The following is a 21,236-nucleotide window of genomic DNA, read 5'->3' on the forward strand; positions in this document are numbered from 1 at the left end:
CGGGGAGGACTGAATGCACGCTGTGTTGGGGGGGGGGGGGGCGCGGGGGGGGGGGGGGGGGGGGGGGCCGGGGGGGGGGGGGGGGGGGGGGTGCCCCCCCCCCCCCCCCCCCCCCCCGCCGGACCGGCACGGCGACGGAGCTGCGGCCGGTGGCCTACGGCACCACCGGCCCGCGCCGTTCGCGGGCTCCGCCCGCCGGACTCATCGGCCGGGTCCCTCCCGGGTGAGCGCCTTCGCCCGTTCGTCACCGCTGCCGCTGCCGCTGCCGCTGCCGCTGCCGCTGCCGCGTCGCGGAGTGCCCGGCTCCGTGCCGCGCGGGGCGGAGCCGCGGACGTCGAGCTCGATGGCCAGCGGGGTGGCGGTGAAGACCGACGAGTAGGTGCCCACCGCGAGCCCGATCAGCAGGGCGAGGGCGAAGTCGGTGAGGGAGTCCCCGCCCAGCACGGCCAGCGCGGTGAGGACGAACGCGGCCCCGGTGCCGGTGTTGACGGTGCGCGGGAGCGTCTGAAGGATCGCCCGGTCGGCGACCCGGGCCGGCGGAGCCCCGCGGTCCCGCCGCCACAGCTCACGGATGCGGTCGAAGACCACGACCGAGTCGTTCACGGAGTAGCCGATCACGGTGAGGAGCGCGGCCAGGAACACCCCGTCGACGGGCTTGCCCAGCCAGGCGAAGACCCCGGTGAGGATCACCACGTCGTGCACCAGGGCGCCCACCGCCGCCGTGCCGAACATCCAGCGGAACCGGACGGCGAGATACAGCAGTTGCGCTCCCAGGGCCAGGCCGAGCGCGATCAGGGCGTTGCGGCGCAGCTCCTCGCCGAGGCTCGGGCCGATCAGCTCGTCGCGGACCTTCTCCGCCCCGCCGCCGAGGTCGCCGACGGCTTCGGCGACCTCGGCGGCCTCGGCGTCGCTCAGCTCCGCGGTGCGCACCGTCAGCCCGTTGTCCCCGGAGGACTGGACGACGGCCTGGGGGAAGCCCGCGTCGGCCAGGGCGGCGCGCGCCCGGTCGGGATCGACGGGCCGGGTCGTGGAGTACTCGATCAGCCGGCCCCCGGTGAACTCCACGCCGAAGTCCAGGCCGCGCACCGCGATGCCCGAGGCGGCGAGGACGAGCACACCGGCGGAGACCGCGAGCCAGCGGCGCGGGCGGCGCATCAACCGGGGGTCGCGGCGGGTGAGATGGTCGCGAACCCGGCCGGTGGAGGCGATGCCGGTGGAGCGGGGCCGGCGGTGCACCCAGCGGCGGTCCACGGCGTACTCGGCGAGCACGCGGGTGACGACCAGCGTGCTGATCATGGAGGCGAGGACACCGATGCCCAGGGTCACGCCGAAGCCGCGCACCGGGCCGGAGGCGAGCAGGAAGAGCAGCACCGCCGCGATCAGCGTGGTGATGTTGGAATCGGCGATGGCGCTGAACGCGCCCCTGAACCCGGCGGTCAGGGCGGAGCGGCCGCTGGGCCGGTCGCGGGCGGCGTACTCCTCGCGGGCGCGCTCGAAGACCAGGACGTTGGCGTCCACCGCCATGCCGATCGTCAGCACGAAGCCGGCCAGGCCCGGCAGGGTGAGCGTGGCGCCGAGGGCGGCCAGGGCGGCGTAGGAGATCAGGCCGTAGCAGACCAGCGCGACCGTGGCCAGGATGCCCAGGAGCCGGTAGACGACGACGATGAACACCGCGGTCAGGGCCGTGCCGACGACGGCCGCCCAGGTGCTCGCGGCGATGGCCTCGGCGCCCAGGGTCGGGCCGACGGTCCGCTGCTCCACCGTCTCGACCGGCACGGGCAGGGCGCCGCCGCGGACCAGCAGGGCGAGTTCACGGGCCTCGTCGCTGCTGAAGGACCCGGTGATCCGGGTGGAGCCGCCGGTGATGCCGGCGCCGCAGGAGACGGACGGGTCGACCTGCGGGGAGGAGACGATCCTGTCGTCCAGCACGATCGCGACCCGGCGCTGCGGGTCGCCCGCCGGGTGGCAGGCGGCCTCGCCGGTCAGCCGGGCCCAGCCCGCGTCGTCCTCGAAGTCGACGGTGACGTGCCAGCCGGCACCGCTCTGCGGATCGAGGCGTGCCTCGGCGCCCTCGACGTCCCGGCCGGTGAGGGACGCGGCACCCAGGCGGAGCCGCTCACCGGACTCGTCGGGAAGCAGGCGCTCGCCCTCGGTCTTCGGCTTGCCGGAGCCGGAGCCGGAGTCGGAGTCGGAGCCGGAGTCGGAGTCGGAGCCGGAGTCGGAGCCGGAGTCGAGGACCGGGTGGACGGAGAGCTGTGCGGTGCGGCCGAGGACGTCGGCGGCCTTGCGCGGGTCCTGGACGCCGGGCAGCTCGACGATGATCCGGTCGTCCCCGGAACGGACGAGGGTGGGTTCGGAGACGCCGAGCGCGTCGATGCGGCCGCGCAGGACCTCCAGGGTGCGGTCGGTGGCCTCCCCGTCGGGCTCGGTGGTGGTGGAGCGGGTCTCCAGCACGATCTGGGTGCCGCCGCGCAGGTCCAGACCCAGGCGGACGGGGACGGTGGCGGCGATGTACAGCGACAGGGCGATCACGGCGAGCGCGAACAGGGCCCTGAGGCGGGCGGGACGTTTCACGAATGCCTCCGGCAGGCACGCCGCGGCCGGGAGGCGCGCGGCGGGGAAGAGATGGGACGGGGCTCAGGTGCCGGAGGCCGGGGGAGGAGCCCGCCCGAGATCGGACGGCGTGTGCGCGGTGCCGGCCTGTGCATGCCCGGCCCTGGGGGCGGGCAGCGCCGGCCGGTGCGGCCCGCACGGGGTGCACGCGGGGGTGAGGAGCAGCTGATCACTGGGAGCCGAGCGCTCGCCACCGTCCCGGTGCGGCTGGACGAGGAGGGTGCGCACGCCGACGCGGGCGTCGTCGGTGCGCGGGTGGGTGTCGGCGGAGCGGAAGGCGGGGGGCGGATCCGTACCCGGGGCGGGGGCGGGCACGGCCGTGACGGCGTACGGGCCCGGGAGGGAGGAGGAGGACGGGGCCGTGGGGTCGGCGAGGGCGGGGGCGGCCGGGACGCGGGCCGCCGGGGCGGTCCGGTCCGGGCTCGTGAGGAGGGCCGAGGCGGGGCGCGGCCACGGCGGGGAGGACGTCGTGAGGCCGGGTGCCGCGAGGCCGGGCGTCCGGCCGGCCGGGCCGGTGCCCCCGTCGCCGGTGGAGCCGAGGCCGAGGGCCAGCAGGACGGCGGCCAGGGCGGCGACGGCCGCCACGGCGTACAGCACGGGCGAGGCGGCAGGGCCCGGCCGCTCACGGCCGGGGACCCGGTGGAACCGCCACCGGGGAGGTGCGGCCCGTCCCGGCAGGCGGGCACCGGCCCCGTGCCGAGCCCCGCGCGCGTGCGGGCGCGTCTCGTGCGGGGGCCGGGGCGCGTGGTCGTGCCGGCCGGTCGTCAAGGTTCCACCAGACCCGCGCGGATGGCGTAGCGGGTCAGGTCCAGACGGTCGCGCAGGCCGAGTTTGTGCAGGAGGTTCTCGCGGTGGCGCTGCACCGTCTTGACGCTGATGAACAGCAGCTCGGCGATCTCCTTCGAGGAGTGCCCCTCGGCGACCAGCTTCAGCACCTCCTCCTCGCGCGGGGTCAGCAACCGCTCGGGCACCTCCTCGCCGTGCCGCACCCGGTCCAGGTAGGCGCGGATCAGCGCGGTCACCGCCCCCGGGTACAGGAACGGCTCGTCCCGCATCGCGGCCCGGCACGCCGCGACCAGATCGCGGTCGGCGACGGACTTCAGGACGTAGCCGCTCGCCCCTGCCTTGAGCGCCTGGAACAGGTACTGCTCGTTGTCGTGCATCGTCAGCATCAGGATGCGCAGGCCCGGCCGCAGCCCGGCCAGTTCGCGCGCGGCCTGGAGCCCGGTCATGCGCGGCATGGCGATGTCCAGCACCGCAAGGTCGACCTCGTGGGCGCGCGCCATGGCGATCGCCTCCGCGCCGTCGCCGGCCTCGGCGACCACCTCCAGGTCCGGCTCCCCGTCGAGGATCAGCCGCACCCCGCGCCGTACCAGCGCGTGGTCGTCGGCGAGCAGGATCCGGATCGTGGCCGGGTGGCGGGCGTCGTGGTTCATGACTGCTTCCTGAGGGCGGGCACGGTCAGCCGGATCCGGGTACCGGCGGGCGTCGCGGGCGAGATGTCCAGGGCGGCCCCGACGAACAGGGCGCGTTCGCGCATGCCGCGGATCCCGGCGCCCTCACGGGCGGCCCCCATGCCGCGGCCGTCGTCGCCCACCTCCAGGACGACGGAGCCGTCGCCGCGCCGCAGGCTCACCTCGACGCACCGCGCCTCGGCGTGCCGGGCGACGTTGGTCAGCCCTTCCTGCGCCACCCGGTAGATCACGAGTTCCGCCCCGTGGTCCAGCGGGGGCAGGTCGGCGTCGAAGCGGCGCACCACCCGCAGCCCGGTGTGCGTGGCGAACTCGGTGGCGAGCGAGGTGACCGCGCTGACCAGGCCGAGATCGTCCAGTACGCCCGGACGCAGGCGGCGCACCAGCCGGCGGACCTCGTCCAGGCTCTCCCGGGTGATCTCCTGCGCCTGCCGGAGCTCACCGCGCAGCGGATCGGACGCCTCGTCCGAGGCCCGCTTCAGCGCCAGCAGGATCGCGGTCATGCTCTGCCCGACCTCGTCGTGCAGCTCCTGCGCGATACGGCGGCGCTCCGCCTCCTGCGCGAGCAGGGCGCGGGCACTGCTCGCGGCGCGCTCCTTCTCCAGCCGCTCCAGCATGGCGTTGAACGTGCTGACCAGCTCGGCGACTTCGCCGCCCCCGCGCACCGGGAGCCGCTGCCCCGGGCGCAGCAGGTCGACGGTGGTCATCAGCCGGGTCACCCGGTCCAGCGGGGCGAGGCCGATCCGCAGCAGGGCCGCGTTGGCGACCAGCATCACACCCAGGCCGCCCACCAGGATGACCGCCTCGGTCAGCAGCACGGGGACGGACACGGTCACCGGAGCCCACAACAGCAGCGCGGTGGCCGTGCCCAGCACCACCGCGTTGAGCCCGAAGATCCGCCAGTACAAGGACACGGAGGTCGCGCCTTCCTCTCACTCGTCTGCCTCTACTGTCGGTCACCGCGGCGCCCGGCGCGGCCGCGGACCCCTCGGTCCTGGCGGACAGCGGCCAGCGTGCACGGTGTCCGGCCCCCGCGTCGATGGGCCCTGACCCCCATTTCCGGCGGTCCGCCGCCCCATGCCGTACGGACTGGGTCCCCGGACCCGGCACAGATGGGTACCGCGCCCGATGGGCCCGGGGCGGGGCGGCGACGAGGGTGGGAGCACCACCCGTCCGTCACCCAGGAGGACCCCGTGTCGCCCGACGCGCCCCGCACCGCACCGCGCCCCGCCCACCCGGTCGCCGACGAGGTCCGCCGGCGGCTCGAACACGCCCGCACGACCCGGCTGGCGCAGCTCAAGGCGCTCGACGAGACCGGGAGCGGTCCCGACGACCACCTGGTGTCCCACCAGAAGGACGCCATCGAGCGCGTCCTCACGGAGATCGACGCGGCCTTCGCGCGCCTCGACGACGGCACCTACGGCACCTGCCTGGGCTGCTCCAAGCCCGTGCCGCCGGAGCGGCTGGAGATCCTGCCGCACACCCGGCACTGCGTCGCCTGCCGGCGCCGCGCGGCCTGAGCCCGCCCGTCCCGTACTCCTCCCGCTCTGCCCAAGGGGTGAAGGTGTGACCCACCGGACCATCGGTGAGCGCGGCACGGCCCTCACGTCCGAGGACCTCGCCGCGCTGCGCGAGAACCTGCACGAGCAGCGGCTGTTCCGCGAGGAGCAGCTGCGGCAGATCGCCGCCGACTCCCCGTACCGTCCCGGCGGTCCGCACGAGCCGCAGGCCGCCGCCCGGATCGAGGTCGGGGTGAGACTCGCCGCGTCCGCCCGCATGGTGCTCGCCGACGTCGAGGCGGCGCTCGCCCGCATGGACGCGGGTGCCTACGGCGACTGCCACCTGTGCCGGCGGCCCGTCGAACGCGAGCGCCTGCTGGTCATTCCGCAGGCCCGCTACTGCGGCCGCTGCCAGCAGGTCAGGGAGGCCGGCCGATGACCACGATCCGGTGCCCGCGCCGCGCGTGGACCCGGCACATCTCCTGTCCGCTGTGCCGGGGGAGCTCCGGCGTCGCGATCGACCTGGGCAGCGCCCGCACGCGCGCCTGGATCGCCGGCCGGGGCATGGTCCTCGACGTGCCCACCGTGACCTTCCCGGGCACCGGTGCGGTCCGTCCCGTCCGGCGCGGCGCCGTCGTCGACACCTCCGGCACCGCCCGCATGCTCGACCGGCTGCTCGGCCACCGGCTGCCCCGGTCCGGGCGTCCCCTGGTGGTGCTGACGGCGCCGGTGCTGGACGGGCTCGCCTTCCGGACCGCGGCCCGCACCGCCGTGGAGGTGCTGCTCGTCGAGGGCGCGGTGACCGACGCCCGGTGCGCCGCCCTGGGCACCGGGGACCTGTCCGACGGCACGGCGCCGGGGCGGCTGACCGACGCGGTGGCCGCCATGGTGACGGCGATGCTGCGGCAGGACCGCACCGCCCGCACCCGCTCCGCCCTGCGCCGGGGCGTCCTGCTGTCCGGCGGCGGCGCCCTGCGCCCGGACGTCACCCGTGCCCTTCCCGGCCGGCTCGGCTGCCCGGTCCGGCCGGTGCCGTCCCCGCACACCGCCGCCGTCCGGGGCGCCGCCGGGCTCCTCGCCGCGGCCCGCCGCCACCCGTCCGTCACCGGAACGCTCTGACCCCTCGGCACCCGGCCCGGCACCGGAAAGGAGCCTCACGTGGCGGGCGAGACACCTCCGGCGCAGCCGGCTCCCGGACCGCCCCCGCGCCCCCTGCTGTGGCGCTGGCGGCGCAATCCCCTGCGCCGCCGCACCGACGTGCTCCAGGCCTGGATCGGTCTCGGGGTGCTGCTCGCCGTCGCGGCCGTGGGGCCGGTGGCCGCCGTCCTCGTGGGCGACGCCGCCCACCGTCACTACCGGGACACCGCGCACCATCAGGCCCGGACCCGGCACCCGACGACCGCGACCCTCGTCCGGGACGCCCCGCGCCATCCGGAGCCGGGGTCCGAGGAGGAGAAGAAGACGCGCTACCCGGTCGAGGCCCGCTTCACCACCCGTGAGGGACGGATCCGCACCACCAGGACCGAGGTCCGGCCGGGCCTGCCCGCCGGAAGCCCCGTACGCGTCTGGGTCACCTCCGGCGGCGAGGCCACCGGTCCGCCGCTGACCCGGGAGCAGGTGCGCCGCCGCAGCATGGGCTGGGCCCTGCTCACCGCGATCGGCGTCGCCCTCACCGGCGCCGCCGCCCACGGCCTGGCCGGTCTCGTCCTGCGCCGCCGCAACCTCGCCGACTGGGACCGGGCGTGGGCGAGGACGGCGCCCCGGTGGACGACGCCGACGTGAGCGCGACCGGGCGTCCCGGCCGCGCCGGACGCCCGCGGGGCACGGAGCAGGAGAGGCCGGGCTGCCGGTGGTGGGCGTGGACGACCGCGAACGGCCTGCACGAGCAGCCGAAGACGAACGCCACCGGGACCGCCGGGACCATGGCGGGCGTGCCCGGACGAGACGCTCCCGGGGAACGGCGCGGGACGCGACCGCGGGCCCGCATCCGCGGCACGTGCGTCGCGCACGGTCTGCCGCAGGTGCGTGGCCGCGCGGTCGGGTCCGCCGGCGCCGCGGCGCGTCAGGGCGCCGGCTGTCCGCGGCGGCTGGAGGCGAGCGGGTCGCCGGCCTTGCGGACGACGCCGGCGATCCAGGCCATGGCCTCGGGCACGTCGTAGTTGCCGGCGTGCGGCTGGTTCCAGGCGAGCCGGTAGTCCAGGTCCTCGACCTGCCGGTCGGCGGCCAGCGCCCGGTCGAGGTTGACCGAGACGGTGAACGCGGTGTCCCGGTCGCGGGTGCCGTGGCGGACGTACCAGTTCGGGGCGGTGTCGGCGGCGGTGCCGATGAAGTCCATCGGGTTGATCAGGTGGACCTGGTCGTCGACGGTGGTGCTCTTCCTGCGGGTGTACTGGTCCCAGGTCAGCCCGGTGTCGTCGAGGCCGCTGCCGTCGCCCGGCACGTCGTTGTGGTTCCAGCTGTACTCGGTGTAGTTCATGTACTTCTGGGTCGGCGGGCCGAAAAGGTTGGTCTCGGTGCGGCTGGTGGTGTTCCCGTTGACACCTACGGCGTCGAAGGCGGGGGTCGTCTTGAGGGCGGCCTGGGTGGCGACGAAGGCGAGGTACTTCGCCATGTCGAGGGACCGCACCGTACCGGTGGTGGTGTCGACGTCGATCCAGTCGTTGACGTACGACTTGGTGGTGCCCCCCGCCGTGATCTGAAAGGTGCCGCCCAGCGGCGGGATCGTGTGGGCGGGATCCGCCTTCAGGTAGGCCTCGGCGGAGCGGACGACCTCCTTCCTGATGGTGTCGAGCATGGTCGCGGCCGTGAGCGGGGAGCCGTCGGGGTTGCGCAGCCCGAGGCTCTTCTCGTAGGCCGCGAACCGGGCCGCTATCTCTGCGGCTGCTCCGGGCGAGGGGTTCTGTCCGGTGGTGTCGCGGGTGGCGAGGACGGTGTACAGCCACTCGTAGGCCGCATCGGCGTTGCCGAGGTCGGTGATCGGGCAGTAGGCGTTGACGGCGAAGACGTCGTCGCGCAGGGTGCTGCGGCCCTTGGCGTCGATGCCGGCGGCGCCGATCGCGGCGAGGTACGGGTCGTACTCGGCGCTGTTGCCGGAAGCGCCCAGGATCGATGCCAGTGCGCCGCCGCCGCTGGTGCCGTTGACGACGATCCGCTCCGCGCTGCCGGGCATCGCGGCGTCGTTGAGGCGCAGGTAGCGGACGGCGGCCTTGGCGTCGACCACCGCCGCGGGGGCCTTGCCGGGGGCGGAGCCGTCGGCGCCGACCAGTCCGCGGCTGCGGCTGGCGACGTCGACGAAGACGTAACCCGCCTTCAGGGCCGCGCCGACGTTGCTCGTCGAACTGTTGTAGGAAGTGCCGGCGGTCACGCTCGCCCTGAGGTAACTGGCCATCCAGCCGCCGTTGTTCACCGCGAAGTACACCGGCGCCCGCTGGTCGCCGAAGGCGCTCTCGGGGACGAACACGTTCATGCTCTGGTAGCCGCAGGCGGTGTCGGGGATCGTGGTGCTCCCGCCGCCGGGGCCGCCGGACTGCTGCGCCGCCGCGGCGACCGGGTCCGCGACGTAGCAGATCTCCTTGTACCAGCGCACGTTCACCGGCCGGCCGTCCACGGTGACGGTGATCGTGGTGTAGGAGGCGGAGTCGAAGTCCAGTACGGAGTCCTGGGGATCCGCGGCAGGGCCACGGCTCTGCGAGGGAGCCGCGCCCGACGCGGTGGCTGCGGCGGAGGCCGGGACCGCGACGGCCGTGAGGGCGAGGGAGCCCGCGAGCGCCATGCCTCTCAGGAGGTGTGTGCGGATCACGGTGCGTCCTGACCGCGTGGTGGCCGAATGGGTGAGTGCGTCGCGTCCGAAGGACGCGGTGAGCCGCGGCATGGGTCTCCCCTCATCGAGCAACGAGTGCTTCGCTCAAGGCCCCGGAGTCGAGGCGTGACGCACGCTACAAGATTGTTAACAATATGCACAGCAATCTCGCGGACATTTTCGGATCGACGCGGCCGGGCGGGGGAGCGGTGCGTCGGGCGCCGGGAGGTACTGGCTCCGGCGTGGTGCCGGGTATCGCCGGAATGCGCTCCTCGCCCGCGCGAGTGGCCACTTGGGACGGGGCGGCGGTGCCGAGGGCTCGGGTGGAGACGGCGAACCGCACGTGCTCGATCGCGGGGCGGCGGCCGGTGGGGTGGGCGCCGACGCCGGGAGCGACCCGAAGGGTCCGGCGCCGGGAGCGGTCCTCTCCCGTGTCGGTCGCGCCCCGCCCCGTGCACGGCTCGGCGAGCCACCCCCACGCAGGACGCGGTGCGAGAACCCCGCGGTGCGCGGACCGGTGGTCAGGGTCCCGGAGTCCGCGTCACTCGCCGGAACCGGTGGCCAGGGCCCCGGAATCCGCGCCGCTCGCCGGAACCGGCATCGGCGGCAGGGCGATCCGACGGCACGGCCGGGTCGGCCGGGCCGGTCGGTCGTCACGGCGGGAACGCGGGAAAAGGTCCCATTGCCGGATGGGAGGTGCGTCTCCGGACGCTGCGTTCACATGTCCTGCCGAATGAACTTTCGGTATTCGCGCACTGTATGGCTAATATCAAGCCACCAACCGCTACTGTCTGGCGCGTTCTCGTCACAGGTGCGGCTGAACAGTGACGAGGAGAGTGTCCTGCGCGTGAGCGGATTGAGCAGGGTCGGACGGCGCGGAACGGACAGCGCGCGGGCCGGCCGCCGACGGACGGACCCGAAGGGCAAGCAGCCGTGGACGACCGGCGGACGCCGCCTGCCGCTGCGCACGGTGCTGCTGGTGCTGCTGCTCGTACCGAGCGTGGCGCTGGTCGGACTGTGGGGCCTGGCCACGTACCAACTGGGCGACGAGTACCGGAAGCAGGCCGCCCAGCACAACCTCAAGACGACCGTGGGCCCCCGCAACGCGGAGCTGTTCAACGCCCTGCAGCGGGAACGGAGGCTGACCCAGGAGGTGCTGGCCTCGCCCCGGGCGTCCCGGACCGCCCTGATCCGGCAGCGCACGGTCACCGACCGCGCCCTGCGGGCCTTCGAGCCGCTGGCCTCCGCGGACACCAGCGACGGCCAGCACGGCCTGGCCGCCGCGATCTCCCGGACCGTGCAGGTGGCCGGCCGGATCGTGCAGGAGCGCCGCGCGGTGGACGCCGGGACCGCCGACGTGGACCGGGCGTTCGCTTACTACACCGAGGCCGTCGAAGCCAGCACCGAGGTCTTCGCGGCGATCTCCCGCGGCATCAACGGTGAGGTGACCGGCCTGTCACAGGTCCTGTTCGACCTGAACGGGGTCGTGGACATGATCGGCCGCGAGGACGCGGTGCTGGCCCGCGGCTGGGCGTCGGGCCGGCTGTCCCCCGAGGAGTACGACCTGATCACCGACGCCGTCGGCACCCACGAGTACCTGCTCGCGTCGCGCGTGGCGCCGAACCTCAACGCCGAGGAGAAGCGGCTGTACACGGCGATGACCAAGAGCAAGGAGTGGAAGACACGGGTCGCGCTGGAGGAGCAGTTCCAGGCCACCGACGGCGAGGACGTCTCGCTGTCGCCCGCCCGCGCCAAGGAGTGGCGGGCCGCGGCGGACGCCTCGGTCGCCCGCCTCCAGGAGCTCCTCGGCGTGCACAGCCAGGTCTCCAACGCCGCCGGCGCCGCCGGCGTGCAGAGGCTGGAGCTGTTCCTGTACTCCGCCTCCGCCCTGGGCCTGCTCGCGGTCGCCCTGGTCGTGCTGGTGACCTGGCGGCTGACCACGCTCCTGCGCCGGCGCGTCCTGGCCGTACGCGACCAGGCGCAGGACCTGGGACAGCGGCTGCCGCAGGTGGTCGCCCGGCTCGAACAGGGCGAGGACGTGGACGTGGACGCCGAGGTGCCGGTGCTCGAACCGGCACCGGACGAGTTCGGCGAGCTGAGCCGGGCGCTGAACCTGGCCAGCCGCAGCGCGGTGCACACCGCGGTGCGCCAGGCCGAGCAGCACCGCGGCTTCGAGCGACTGCTGCAGCGCATCGCGCGCCGCACCCAGCTGCTGATCGGCCTGCAGCTGAAGAAGCTGGACGAGCTGGAGCGCCGGCACGAGGACCCGCAGCTGCTGGAGGGCCTGTTCGACCTGGACCACCTCACCGCCCGGCTGCGCCGCTACGAGGAGAACCTGGTGATCCTCGGCGGAGGCCAGCCGCGTCGTCGCTGGCGCAAGCCGGTGCCGCTGCTGGACGTCCTGCGCGCCGCGCAGGGCGAGGTCCAGGACTACCGGCGCATCGCGATCGACGTCGAGGGCCGGCCGTGGATCTCCGAGCGGGCGGTGGGACCGCTGATCCACATCCTGGCCGAGCTGATGGAGAACGCGACCGCGTTCTCCAAGCCGCCGGCCCCGGTGGAGATCAAGGCGGCGCCGGTCAGCCGCGGCGTCGTGGTGGAGATAGAGGACCGCGGACTGGGCATGGAGGCCGAGCAGTACGAGGCCGCCAACGCCCTGATGCAGGCGCCCCCGCAGATGGACGTGATGACCCGCGCCGACGACGTGCGCCTGGGCCTGTACGTGGTGGCCCGTCTGTCGGCGGGCCTGGGCCTGCAGGTGGAGCTGCGGCCGTCGGCGTTCGGTGGCACCCGCGTCATCGTCCTCGTCCCGCAGGCCCTCGTGGCCGAGCGGCCCCGATCGGTCCCGGACACGGCCGACGGCCCGTCGCCGGACGACGCCGGCGCCCCTGTCCCCGCGCCGCGCCGGCACGCCGACCCCGGTCCCGCGGACGGCTCTCTCCGCCCCGCGGACGGTTCCCCCCGCACGGACGGCCCGGACGACCTGCCGGTGCGGTCACGGGGACAGGCGATGGCCGACGTCACCGCACCGGCGCCGGACCCCGCGGCTCAGCAGCCCCCGCCGGACCCGCAGGCCGGACCCGCGCCGCTGCCCCGTCGGACGCGCCAGGCCAGCCTGGTGGCCGAACTGCGCGCGCCGGCTCCGCAGGACCCCCCGGCCTCCCCGGCCCCGACCGGTGCCCCGGCCCGCTCCGGCGCCACCATCGGCGCCTTCCAGCGGCAGTCCCGCAAGAACCGCACCGTCGGTACGCGGCCGTCCGCGCCCAGCACCGACCAGCCCGAACCGCTCACGACGGAAGACCGAGGATGACTCAGCGAACCATCGCCACCGACGCAGACCTGGACTGGCTCCTCGACGGGCTGGTCGACCAGATCGCCGGCACCCGGCACGCCATCGTGCTGTCCGACGACGGCCTGGTGATCAGCAGCTCGAAGACCATCGAGCGTTCCGACGCCGAGCGTCTGGCCGCGATCGCCACCGGCCAGCAGAGCCTGGCACGCGGCGTCGGACAGCTCTTCCGGGGCGGCCCGGTCCACCAGGTCATCGTCGAGCTGGCCGACCTGTGGCTGTTCGTCACCGCGGCCGGTCGGGGCACCCACCTGGCCGTGATCGCCTCCCAGGAGGTCGACGCCGAAGTGATGGCGGTCGCCATGCACACCCTGGTCCAGCAGGTGGGCCAGAAGCTCGGCACCGACGCGCGTACCCCGCAGTCCGACTCCTCTCCGCCCGCCGGTCCCGGGGCCGGCGCATGAGGCACTGGACGGAGGAGCAGGAAGACGACGCCGACGAACCGCTCGTCCGCCCCTACACCATCACCGGCGGCCGTACCACCGCCGACCGCGACGACCTGACCCTGATCACCCTGATCACGGCACGGACCACGTCCGGCACGGACGCCGCGGCCGACCGGCACGCACTGCAGCCCGAACACCGCACCGTCCTGCGCCTGTGCGCGCGGGGGCCCGTCGCGGTGGCCGAGATCGCCGCCGAGCTGGACCTGCCGGTGTCGGTGACCAAGATCCTCATCGGTGACCTGATCGACGCGGGCCGAGTACGGGCCCGGCCACCCCTGGCCTTCGCGCACAACGGCACCCTCCCCGACATGACGATCCTTGAGGCGGTGAGAGATGGGCTCCGCGGGCTCTGATCCGGCACAGACGGCCCAGGCCGTGAAGATCCTGATCGCCGGTGGCTTCGGCGTGGGCAAGACCACCCTGGTCGGCGCGGTCAGCGAGGTCACCCCCCTGCACACCGAGGAGTACCTGACCCGTGCCAGCGTCGGCGTGGACGACCTGGTCGGCATCGGCGCCAAGACCACCACCACCGTCGCCCTGGACTTCGGGCGGATCACCATCAGCGACGAACTGGTGGTCTACCTGTTCGGCACCCCCGGCCAGGAACGCTTCTGGTTCATGTGGAACGACTTGGTGCACGGCGCTCTGGGAGCGGTGGTACTGGTCGACACCCGCCGTCTGGAGGTCAGTTTCGCCTCCATCGACTTCTTCGAGAGCCGCGGCATCCCGTTCGTCGTCGCGGTCAACTGCTTCCACAACGTCCGCGACCGCACGTCCGAGGAAGTCCGCACCGCCCTGGACCTGGACCCCCAGGTTCCCCTGGTGCTGTGCGACGCACGCGAACGGGCCGAGGGGAAGGACGTCCTGCTCGCCCTGATCGAACACCTCATGGCCCGCCACTCCGCTCCCCGGCCGACCGTGTGATCCCGGTCTGTCCCGCTCCTTCCCGGAGCGGGACGGACCGGGGTCCCAGCGGTTCGCCGGGACCCCACCGGGCCCGCGAGAACAGCCCTCCGGTCATGTGACGGCCGGGGCCGGCACGCCCTGCGGTGGTTCCCCCGCTCAGGGGCCGGAGCGTGACGCCGGGCACCGCGTCAAGGGCGGCCGGAAGAGGAAAACCGCGCCGCCCCCCCATATTTCTGGGATTGGCCCGGTCCGGCGGGACTGCCAGCCTTGTCGGTGCCGGCCGCCGCTCTCGCGAACGGCTGGCACCGACACCTGTGGTTCCGTCGACGACCTGGGGGAACAGCATGGCTCCGCTGCGCAGCAGGCCCGCCGCCACCACGGGCGACCCCGCCCTCCCGGCGGCCTTCCCCGGCGCCTCACCGACGCGGGCCGCTCCGGCGGAGGCGCGGCACCCCGCCGCCGCACGGACCGTTCCCACCAATGCCGCCGGCACCGTCAGCACCTGCGACGACCGCCGCCCGATCGCCGGGGGGAACCCTCAGCGGGGCGTGCGCCCGACTCCGCGACCGCACCGGCGAGGCACGCCGGAAGCGGTCCGCCGACCGGATCCGCGCCAGGGCCGGCGGCGGCACGGGGCGGGGACGGTTCCGGGACCGCCGCGGGGACTCCCGGGGCGACCAGCACCGGAGAGCCGCCTGATGCTCTCCGCCGCGGGCCGCCTCCTCTACGCGCGGGCGGCACGCGGGAGCGGGTGAGGCGGGCACCGGCGCCCGCACGCGGACCGGGCGGAGCCGCCGTGCGCCCCACCCAGGTGCCGGCACCGGTGCTCCGGCCGGTGCGGGCCTCCCCGCCGCCGGACCGGACGCCCGCGGAAACTCCGCGATCGTCTCGTACCCCTTCCAGGCCCGTCGCGGCGCCTCCACCGGAACGCGGTGCCCGTGACACCCCTCGCTCCGCCCGTCGGAAGGGCCGGAACAGCCGCGGAGGACGGCGGAGCCGACCACACGCCGGCAAGTTTGTGCGGCCCGTGGGAACGTGCGGGTCCGCTCCCGCTCCGGCCCACCTGTCCGGTCACACCTCAGCCACCCAACAGTCCGGGGGACACATGACCCGCAACGGCCCCGCTCAGATCGTCTGGGACATCACGTACACCTGCCCGCTGCGCTGCGTGCACTGCTACTCCGAATCCGGACGCCGCTCGGCGAGGCAGCTCGACCTCGACGGGATGCTGCGGGTCGCCGACGGGCTCATCGAGCTCGGGCCCGACAGCATCGCGCTGGCGGGCGGCGAACCCCTCCTGGTCAAGGGGGTGTTCGAGGTGGCGGAACGGCTGACGCAGGCCGGCATCGACGTCATCCTCTACACCAGCGGCTGGTCGTTGGAGCCGTGGATGGTCGAGCCCGTCGCCCGTCTGTTCTCCCGGGTCAGCGTCAGCGTCGACGGCGGCACCCCCGAGACGCACGACCGGATCCGCGGCCGGGCCGGCGCGTACGACCGCGCCATGCGGGCCCTCGGCCTGCTGGAGGAGGGGGCCCGCCACCGCCGCGTGACACGGGGACGGAACCCCTGGCTCGGCATCGACTACGTCGTCGTCCGCACCAACTTCCCGCAGATGGCCCGGCTGTGCACCACCGTCGCGGACCGCTTCCCGGAACTCGGGTTCGTCTTCTTCGGGGCGGCCGTGCCCGCCGGGTTGGCCAGCCGCACCGGATTCCAGGACCACGAGCTGATCTCCGACGCGCAGGCCGGGGAACTTGCCGAGGGCGGGCTCGCCGCCCGGCTGCAGACGCTCGTACCCGACACCCTCACCGTGCGCACCACGGACAACGCCTTTCTCTGGAGGTACGACGTCGCCGTCGCCGAGGGCGGCGGCTTCCACGCCCTCCAGGTGGAGCCCGACGGCGCGGTGCGCGCCATGCCGATCTACGAGGGCACGGTGGGCAGCCTGCTGACGGACCCGCCCGCCGAGCTGTGGCGGCGGGCGGTCGCCCGCTGGAGCGACCCGTACGTCGTCGAGACCCTCGCCCCGGTACGGACCATGGCCGGCTGGGCGGAGGCCACCCGCGCCCTGGACCGGCGTTTCGCCGCCCCGGAGGACCTGGCGCGCGTCGAGCGCCGCCCCGCCTACGCGGCGCCCCGCCGCTGACCCGGGTGAGGGGGAACCCGATGGACTCCTCGGACCGTTCCGGCGGGACCGGCCCCGACCGGCTGCTGACCGACATCGTGCGGGCACGACTCGACCACCACGCCGACGGGACCCGCTGGCGGGTGAGCACCGGCGGCGGGTTCTGGTGCCGGGTGAGCCCCGCGGACCGTCCGCTGCGCCCCCAGGGGTGGAAGCTGCACCTCTCCGCCACACCGCTGTCCGCACCGTACGTCCTGGCCCGTGCCGCCGACGTCCTGATCCCCGACCGCTTCGCCTTCAAGTTCGCCGCGACCGTGGATGGGGTGCGCGAACTGGTCTCCCGGCACGCCGACCGCGGCAGCGGCGGCAAGTTCCTCACCGTCTACCCCGAGTGCGACGACGACCGGCTCCGCGAACTCGCCGAAGCACTGCACCGGGCCACCCGGGGCCTCCCCGGACCCGGCATCCTTTCGGACCGGCGGTACCGCCCCGACAGCCTCGTCCACTACCGCTACGGAGCCTTCGGCGGCGTACCCGTGCTGGGGAACGACGGCACCTACGAGACTCTTCTGATCGCTCCGGACGGGTCCCTCGCACCGGACCACCGCAAGGCCTGGTTCAGCCCACCGCCGTGGGCGCCGCGCGATCCCTTCCGGTCCGCCGGCCCGGAGGCGCCCTCAGCCCCGGACACCCCCGCACCCGCTCCGCGCCCCGGCCCCGTCCTCCTCGACGGGCGGTACCTGGTCCGGGAGGTCATCCGGCACTCGTTCCACGGCGGGGTGTACCGCGGCACCGACCGCCGCACCGGCACCGACGTCGTCGTCAAGCAGGCCCGGCCGCACACCGGTGCCGAACTGACCGGGAGCGACGTCCGCGACCTGCGGCGGCACGAGGCCCGGATGCTGGAACTGCTGGAGCCGACCGGGCTGAGCGCCCGCCCCCTGGGGCTGTTCGAGCAGCAAGGGGACCTGTTCCTGGTCCAGGAAGCCGTACCCGGTGTCTCCCTGCGCCGGTGGGTGCTCCAGAACATCACCCTGCACGGCGGCACATGGGGCCCCGCCCCGCAGGATGCCCGGCGACTGGCACGCGGGCTGGCCGCGCTCATGGCGGCGGCGCACGCCTGGGGCCTGGTGCTGCGGGACTTCAACCCCAGCAACGTGATGGTCACCCCGGACGGCTCCGTCCGGCTGATCGACCTGGAGCTGGTGGCGCGGCCGGGCGAGCACGTCGGCCGCGCCGGCACCCCCGGGTACGCCGCACCCGAACAGCGCGACGCCCCCGCCCACGGACCCGCACCGGGTCCGCCGGCCGACCTCCACGGTCTGGGCGCCACCCTCTTCCACCTGGCCACCGGCCTGGACCCGCTCCTGCCCGCCGACGACCCGCCGGTCCGCACGACGGAGGACCGGATCGGGGCGTGGCTGGAGCGGCTCGCCGTCGGGAACCCGGCGGCCGGCCAGTTCGGGGAGCTGATCCCGGAGCTGTTGCGCGAGGACCCCGCGCGGAGGCCCCCGCTGGAGGAGGTCTCGGCCCGCCTCGCCGAACCCCCGCGGCCGCACCCGGCTCACGGACGGCGAGCCCCGCGAGCGGCCGGCCACACCGAGGCCGTGCTGACCGGACCGGACCTGAAACCCCTCATCACCGACGCCGTCGAGCACCTCCTCGCGACGATGGACCCGCGGAACACGGACCGGCTCTGGCCCTCCGGAAAGTTCGGCGCCACCACCGACCCGTTCGCGGTGCAGCACGGAGCGGCCGGAATCCTGGGGGTCCTCGTGCGCGCGTACGAGGCGGAGCCGGACCCGGCGCTGCGGCAGGCGGTGGCCGCGGCCGCGGGGTGGATCGGCGGGCACGTGACGCGTGAACCGCGCTCGCTGCCCGGTCTGCACTTCGGACGGTCCGGCACCGCATGGGCACTGCTGGACGCCGGACGGGCCCTGGACGCCCCGGAGTTGGGCCGGCTGGCCCGCGACCTGGCCTTCCGCGTCCCGACGTCCTGCCCCAACCCCGACGTCTGCCACGGCACCTCCGGGGCCGGACTGACCCAGCTGAGGTTCTGGGAGGCCACCGGCGAGGCCGCCTTCCTGGACCGGGCCCGCCAGGCGGCCGACGCGGTCACCGCCGGAGCCGAACACCGCGACGACGGCATCCGCTGGCCCGTCCCGGCCGGCCACCCGTCGGCCCTCGCCGGCGTGAGCCACTACGGCTTCGCCCACGGAGTGGCCGGCGTGGGCGCGTTCCTGCTGGCGGCGGCACGCGCCACCGGGGACGGCGGGTACGCCGAACAGGCCGACGCCGCGGCCCGGACCCTGGCGGACGTGGCCCAGGTCGACGACGGCGCCGCCCACTGGCCGACGGCCGACACCGGCCGGCGGTACAAGACCCACTGGTGCAGCGGCTCCTCGGGGGTCGGCACCTTCCTCCTGCGGTACTGGCAGACCCGAGGCGGACAGCGGTACCTGGACCTGGCGGTCCAGGCGGCGGAAGCGGTGTTCCGGGCACGGCGGCACGCCTCGCCCGCCCAGTGCCACGGCCTGGCCGGCGACGGGGACTTCCTCCTCGACCTCGCCGAGGCCACCGGCGAGGACCACTACCGCGACGCGGCCGGCCGGCTGGCCGCCTGCATCCACCACCGGCACGCCCTGCGCGACGGACGGCGCCTCGCCCCGGACGAGACCGGCACGGCCGTGGTCGCCGACTACGCCACCGGACTCAGCGGCGTCCTCGCCTTCCACCTCCGCCTCCGACACGGCGGGCCGCGCCTGTGGCAGCCCGGCTCGCTGACCGGTCACCTCCCGGCGGCCGCCCCCTGACCCCGTGCCGCCGCGGGCCGCCCGCGACGGCACGGCCATCCGCACCCGCCCTACCGGAGGAGGGAGGTGAACATCATGGAGACCGAACTCGAGTCCGGCGTGGACGCCCTGCAGCTGCTTGAGGAGGAGGAAGCCGACCTCGGCCTGTTCCCGTGCACGGTGACGACGACGTGTGACCTCAACACCGTCTGAGATGCCCGGCGACTCCGGTCCGTCCGCCGCACCCGGCGGGCGGACCGGAGTGCGCCGTCCCCGCCCGGATCAGTCGCCCACGCCTCGATGCGCGTCCCGGTGCTCCCCCTCGGCGAAGCGGTCCAGCCCGAGCACGGCGAGCAGTTGCAGCTTCTCGTGGCTCTCGGTCCGCGGCGGAGCGGTCAGCACGAGGAGGGTCTGGGACTGGTCCTCGGTGAACAGGGCCTGGCAGTCCAGTTCGAGCGCGCCGAGTTCGGGATGGATGAGCGTCTTGTGGTCCTCGAAGCGTTGTGCCACCTCGTGCCGCTCCCACAGCTCGGCGAACTCCCCGCTGGTCTTCTGCAGGGTGCGCACGAGCTCGCCGGCCCGGGACCGTGGGCCCCGCAGCCCGTGGGCGGCGCGCAGGCTCGCGACCTGGGCGCGGCTGTGGCGGTCGCGGTCGGCCTCGGGGTAGCGCGATCGCTCCACGGGATCGGTGAACCAGCGGTAGACCGCGCTGCGGGCGAGACCCGTGTGACCCGATGCGTCGCCGAGCAGGGCGGCGGCCATCCTGTTCTGCACGAGGGTCTCCCCGAGGTCGGACAGGATGCACGCCGGAGTGTCGTCGAGGCGGTCCAGCACGCGGAGCAGCGCGGGAGCGACGTGCGCCGACGACGACAGCGGCACCGGGGCGTTGTGCCCGGCGACCCGGTACAGGTAGGTGCGCTCGTCGCCGGTCAGCCGCAGCGCCCGGGCGAGCGACGCGAGCATGTGCTCGCTCGGCTGCGGGCCGCGTCGCTGCTCCAGCCGCGTGTAGTAGTCGGTCGACATCACGGCGAGGGAGGCGACCTCCTCGCGTCGCAGGCCCGGGGCCCTGCGGCGCGCGCCGGAGGGCAGCCCGACGTCCTCGGGCTGGAGCGCCTCGCGGCGGCGGCGCAGGAAGTCGGCCAGTGCTGCACGGTCCATGAGATCGATTGTCGCCCGGTCACGGCGGGCGAGCCAGGGATCGCCGATCCCCCGACAACCGGTCTCTGCACCCGCGGCACGGAACCGGTGACAGTCGAAGCATGGACATCACCGGAAACACCGTCTTCATCCCCGGCGCCACCAGCGGCATCGGTCTCGCCCTCGCCCTCGAACTGCACACCAGGGGCAACACCGTCATCGTCGGCGGCCGGCGGACCGAGCTGCTGGAACGGATCGCGGCCGAGCACCCCGGCATCGGCACGGTGCGGATCGACACCACGGACGCCGCGAGCATCGCCTCCGCCGCGAAGGAGGTCCTGGCGAACCACCCCGCCCTCAACGTCCTCGTCACGATGGCCGGCGTGATGAACGTCGAGGACTGGCGCGATCCCGCCTCGTTCCTCGCCTCCGCGGAGTCCACGGTGACGACGAACGTGCTCGGCCCGATCCGGCTCATCGCCGCGTTCGTGGAGCACCTGCTGGCGCAGCCGGACGCCACGATCATGACCGTCTCCTCGGGCCTCGCGTTCGCGCCGCTGAAGGCCACCCCGAGCTACAACGCGTCGAAGGCGGCGATCCACATGCTCAGCGAGTCCGTCCGGCTGCAGTTCGCCGGCACCTCGGTGAAGGTCGTGGAACTCGTGCCGCCGGCCGTGCGCACCGCCCTCCTGCCCGGGCACGAGGACAATGAACTCGCCATGCCGCTGGAGGAGTTCGTGGCCGAGACCGTCGCTCTGCTGGAGGCGCAGCCCGACGCGAAGGAGATCCAGGTCGAGCGGGTGAAGTTCCTGCGCTACGGCGAGGCCCGCGGCGACTACGACCGGGTCGTCGCGACGCTCAACGCCTCCGACCCGCACGGGAAGTAATCCGGCGGAGCCTGCCCTCCGAGATCCCCCCGGCCGCCGGCCGCCGGCCGCTGCCGCCGACGACAAGCCCGCGCTGCCGGGCGTCGGCAGGGCGGCCCCGGAGGGCGCGCCGTACGTCAACAGCACACGGCCGGAGCCGGACGTCCCGGCCCGGGTACGGGAGCCCGGCTGGAGCTCGGACTGCGGGTCACTGTTCGCCCGGCCCTCTTCC

18 protein-coding genes are annotated in these 21,236 nt (G+C 74.7%); 12 read left to right on the plus strand and 6 right to left on the minus strand.

The genetic code is table 11. The features are described 5' to 3' along the window. Positions 1 to 201: 201 nt before the first annotated feature. The 4 genes from secD to ACIF8T_RS37785 all read right to left on the minus strand — a co-directional run bounded on the left by secD (position 202) and on the right by ACIF8T_RS37785 (position 4,999). Positions 202 to 2,574: a protein translocase subunit SecD gene (gene secD, locus ACIF8T_RS37770; RefSeq protein ID WP_400041683.1), complete on the minus strand. Its 2,373-nt coding sequence runs from the start codon at positions 2,572 to 2,574 to the stop codon at positions 202 to 204. Positions 2,575 to 2,637: 63 nt separating this feature from the next. Then, the gene (locus tag ACIF8T_RS37775) at positions 2,638 to 3,210 is read right to left on the minus strand and encodes a hypothetical protein (RefSeq protein WP_400041685.1); all 573 of its coding nucleotides are present in this window, start codon (positions 3,208 to 3,210) and stop codon (positions 2,638 to 2,640) included. Between the two features lie 167 nt (positions 3,211 to 3,377). After that, positions 3,378 to 4,049, minus strand: coding sequence for a response regulator (locus ACIF8T_RS37780; RefSeq protein WP_400041687.1), 672 nt, complete (start codon positions 4,047 to 4,049; stop codon positions 3,378 to 3,380). Next, positions 4,046 to 4,999 (minus strand): HAMP domain-containing sensor histidine kinase, encoded by a 954-nt coding sequence (locus tag ACIF8T_RS37785; RefSeq protein ID WP_400041689.1) that lies wholly within the window; start codon positions 4,997 to 4,999, stop codon positions 4,046 to 4,048. The genes ACIF8T_RS37780 and ACIF8T_RS37785 overlap by 4 nt, the downstream gene beginning before the upstream one ends. A 279-nt stretch (positions 5,000 to 5,278) precedes the next feature. Between ACIF8T_RS37785 and ACIF8T_RS37790 the strand changes: the two genes are divergently transcribed. From ACIF8T_RS37790 to ACIF8T_RS37805, 4 genes are read left to right on the plus strand one after another with little or no spacing between them, the layout of a single operon-like run. Beyond that, entirely contained in the window at positions 5,279 to 5,605 is a 327-nt protein-coding gene (locus ACIF8T_RS37790; protein ID WP_400041691.1) for a TraR/DksA family transcriptional regulator, read from the plus strand. A gap of 46 nt (positions 5,606 to 5,651) precedes the next feature. Continuing rightward, on the plus strand, positions 5,652 to 6,023 hold the full coding sequence (locus ACIF8T_RS37795) for a TraR/DksA family transcriptional regulator (RefSeq protein ID WP_400041693.1): 372 nt from the start codon (positions 5,652 to 5,654) through the stop codon (positions 6,021 to 6,023). Continuing rightward, positions 6,020 to 6,703, plus strand: a complete 684-nt coding sequence (locus tag ACIF8T_RS37800; RefSeq protein WP_400041695.1) for a hypothetical protein — start codon at positions 6,020 to 6,022, stop codon at positions 6,701 to 6,703. Before ACIF8T_RS37795 ends, ACIF8T_RS37800 begins: the two co-directional genes overlap by 4 nt. A gap of 39 nt (positions 6,704 to 6,742) precedes the next feature. Beyond that, on the plus strand, positions 6,743 to 7,366 hold the full coding sequence (locus ACIF8T_RS37805) for a hypothetical protein (protein WP_400041697.1): 624 nt from the start codon (positions 6,743 to 6,745) through the stop codon (positions 7,364 to 7,366). 280 nt (positions 7,367 to 7,646) lie between these two features. Here the strand turns inward: ACIF8T_RS37805 and ACIF8T_RS37810 are convergent, their stop codons facing one another. Beyond that, on the minus strand, positions 7,647 to 9,383 hold the full coding sequence (locus ACIF8T_RS37810; protein ID WP_400041698.1) for a subtype B tannase: 1,737 nt from the start codon (positions 9,381 to 9,383) through the stop codon (positions 7,647 to 7,649). An 847-nt stretch (positions 9,384 to 10,230) separates the two neighbouring features. On the opposite strand from ACIF8T_RS37810, the gene ACIF8T_RS37815 reads away from it, so the two are divergent. The 7 genes from ACIF8T_RS37815 to ACIF8T_RS37845 all read left to right on the plus strand — a co-directional run bounded on the left by ACIF8T_RS37815 (position 10,231) and on the right by ACIF8T_RS37845 (position 19,214). After that, entirely contained in the window at positions 10,231 to 12,693 is a 2,463-nt protein-coding gene (locus ACIF8T_RS37815) for a nitrate- and nitrite sensing domain-containing protein (RefSeq protein ID WP_400041700.1), read from the plus strand. Beyond that, a complete protein-coding gene (locus ACIF8T_RS37820; protein WP_400041701.1) occupies positions 12,690 to 13,136 on the plus strand; it encodes a roadblock/LC7 domain-containing protein in 447 nt (148 codons plus the stop codon). The genes ACIF8T_RS37815 and ACIF8T_RS37820 overlap by 4 nt, the downstream gene beginning before the upstream one ends. Beyond that, positions 13,133 to 13,531: a DUF742 domain-containing protein gene (locus tag ACIF8T_RS37825; RefSeq protein WP_400041702.1), complete on the plus strand. Its 399-nt coding sequence runs from the start codon at positions 13,133 to 13,135 to the stop codon at positions 13,529 to 13,531. Before ACIF8T_RS37820 ends, ACIF8T_RS37825 begins: the two co-directional genes overlap by 4 nt. Next, positions 13,512 to 14,102 carry a GTP-binding protein gene (locus ACIF8T_RS37830; RefSeq protein WP_400041704.1) on the plus strand — a complete coding sequence of 197 codons (591 nt, stop codon included), beginning with the start codon at positions 13,512 to 13,514 and terminating at the stop codon, positions 14,100 to 14,102. Before ACIF8T_RS37825 ends, ACIF8T_RS37830 begins: the two co-directional genes overlap by 20 nt. Positions 14,103 to 15,189: 1,087 nt before the next feature. Beyond that, positions 15,190 to 16,230 (plus strand): radical SAM protein, encoded by a 1,041-nt coding sequence (locus tag ACIF8T_RS37835; RefSeq protein WP_400041705.1) that lies wholly within the window; start codon positions 15,190 to 15,192, stop codon positions 16,228 to 16,230. Positions 16,231 to 16,250: 20 nt separating this feature from the next. After that, entirely contained in the window at positions 16,251 to 19,022 is a 2,772-nt protein-coding gene (gene lanL, locus ACIF8T_RS37840; protein WP_400041707.1) for a class IV lanthionine synthetase LanL, read from the plus strand. A gap of 75 nt (positions 19,023 to 19,097) precedes the next feature. After that, a complete protein-coding gene (locus tag ACIF8T_RS37845; protein WP_400041709.1) occupies positions 19,098 to 19,214 on the plus strand; it encodes an ALQxL family class IV lanthipeptide in 117 nt (38 codons plus the stop codon). A gap of 69 nt (positions 19,215 to 19,283) precedes the next feature. On the opposite strand, the gene ACIF8T_RS37850 is transcribed toward ACIF8T_RS37845, so the two are convergent. Then, complete coding sequence (locus tag ACIF8T_RS37850; protein ID WP_400041711.1) at positions 19,284 to 20,159, minus strand: helix-turn-helix transcriptional regulator; 876 nt, start codon at positions 20,157 to 20,159, stop codon at positions 19,284 to 19,286. Between the two features lie 101 nt (positions 20,160 to 20,260). On the opposite strand from ACIF8T_RS37850, the gene ACIF8T_RS37855 reads away from it, so the two are divergent. Beyond that, positions 20,261 to 21,025, plus strand: coding sequence for an SDR family oxidoreductase (locus tag ACIF8T_RS37855; protein WP_400041712.1), 765 nt, complete (start codon positions 20,261 to 20,263; stop codon positions 21,023 to 21,025). Positions 21,026 to 21,236 lie beyond the last annotated feature (211 nt).

Source organism: Streptomyces sp. NPDC085946, assembly GCF_044540485.1.
GTDB lineage: Bacteria > Actinomycetota > Actinomycetes > Streptomycetales > Streptomycetaceae > Streptomyces.

Coding starts and splice junctions, on each gene's coding strand:
- ACIF8T_RS37780 (WP_400041687.1), bottom strand. CDS start 4,049: ATGAACCACGACGCCCGCCACCCGGCCACGATCCGGATCCTGCTCGCC.
- ACIF8T_RS37800 (WP_400041695.1), top strand. CDS start 6,020: ATGACCACGATCCGGTGCCCGCGCCGCGCGTGGACCCGGCACATCTCC.
- ACIF8T_RS37820 (WP_400041701.1), top strand. CDS start 12,690: ATGACTCAGCGAACCATCGCCACCGACGCAGACCTGGACTGGCTCCTC.
- ACIF8T_RS37825 (WP_400041702.1), top strand. CDS start 13,133: ATGAGGCACTGGACGGAGGAGCAGGAAGACGACGCCGACGAACCGCTC.
- ACIF8T_RS37830 (WP_400041704.1), top strand. CDS start 13,512: ATGGGCTCCGCGGGCTCTGATCCGGCACAGACGGCCCAGGCCGTGAAG.
- ACIF8T_RS37835 (WP_400041705.1), top strand. CDS start 15,190: ATGACCCGCAACGGCCCCGCTCAGATCGTCTGGGACATCACGTACACC.
- lanL (WP_400041707.1), top strand. CDS start 16,251: ATGGACTCCTCGGACCGTTCCGGCGGGACCGGCCCCGACCGGCTGCTG.
- ACIF8T_RS37845 (WP_400041709.1), top strand. CDS start 19,098: ATGGAGACCGAACTCGAGTCCGGCGTGGACGCCCTGCAGCTGCTTGAG.
- ACIF8T_RS37850 (WP_400041711.1), bottom strand. CDS start 20,159: ATGGACCGTGCAGCACTGGCCGACTTCCTGCGCCGCCGCCGCGAGGCG.
- ACIF8T_RS37855 (WP_400041712.1), top strand. CDS start 20,261: ATGGACATCACCGGAAACACCGTCTTCATCCCCGGCGCCACCAGCGGC.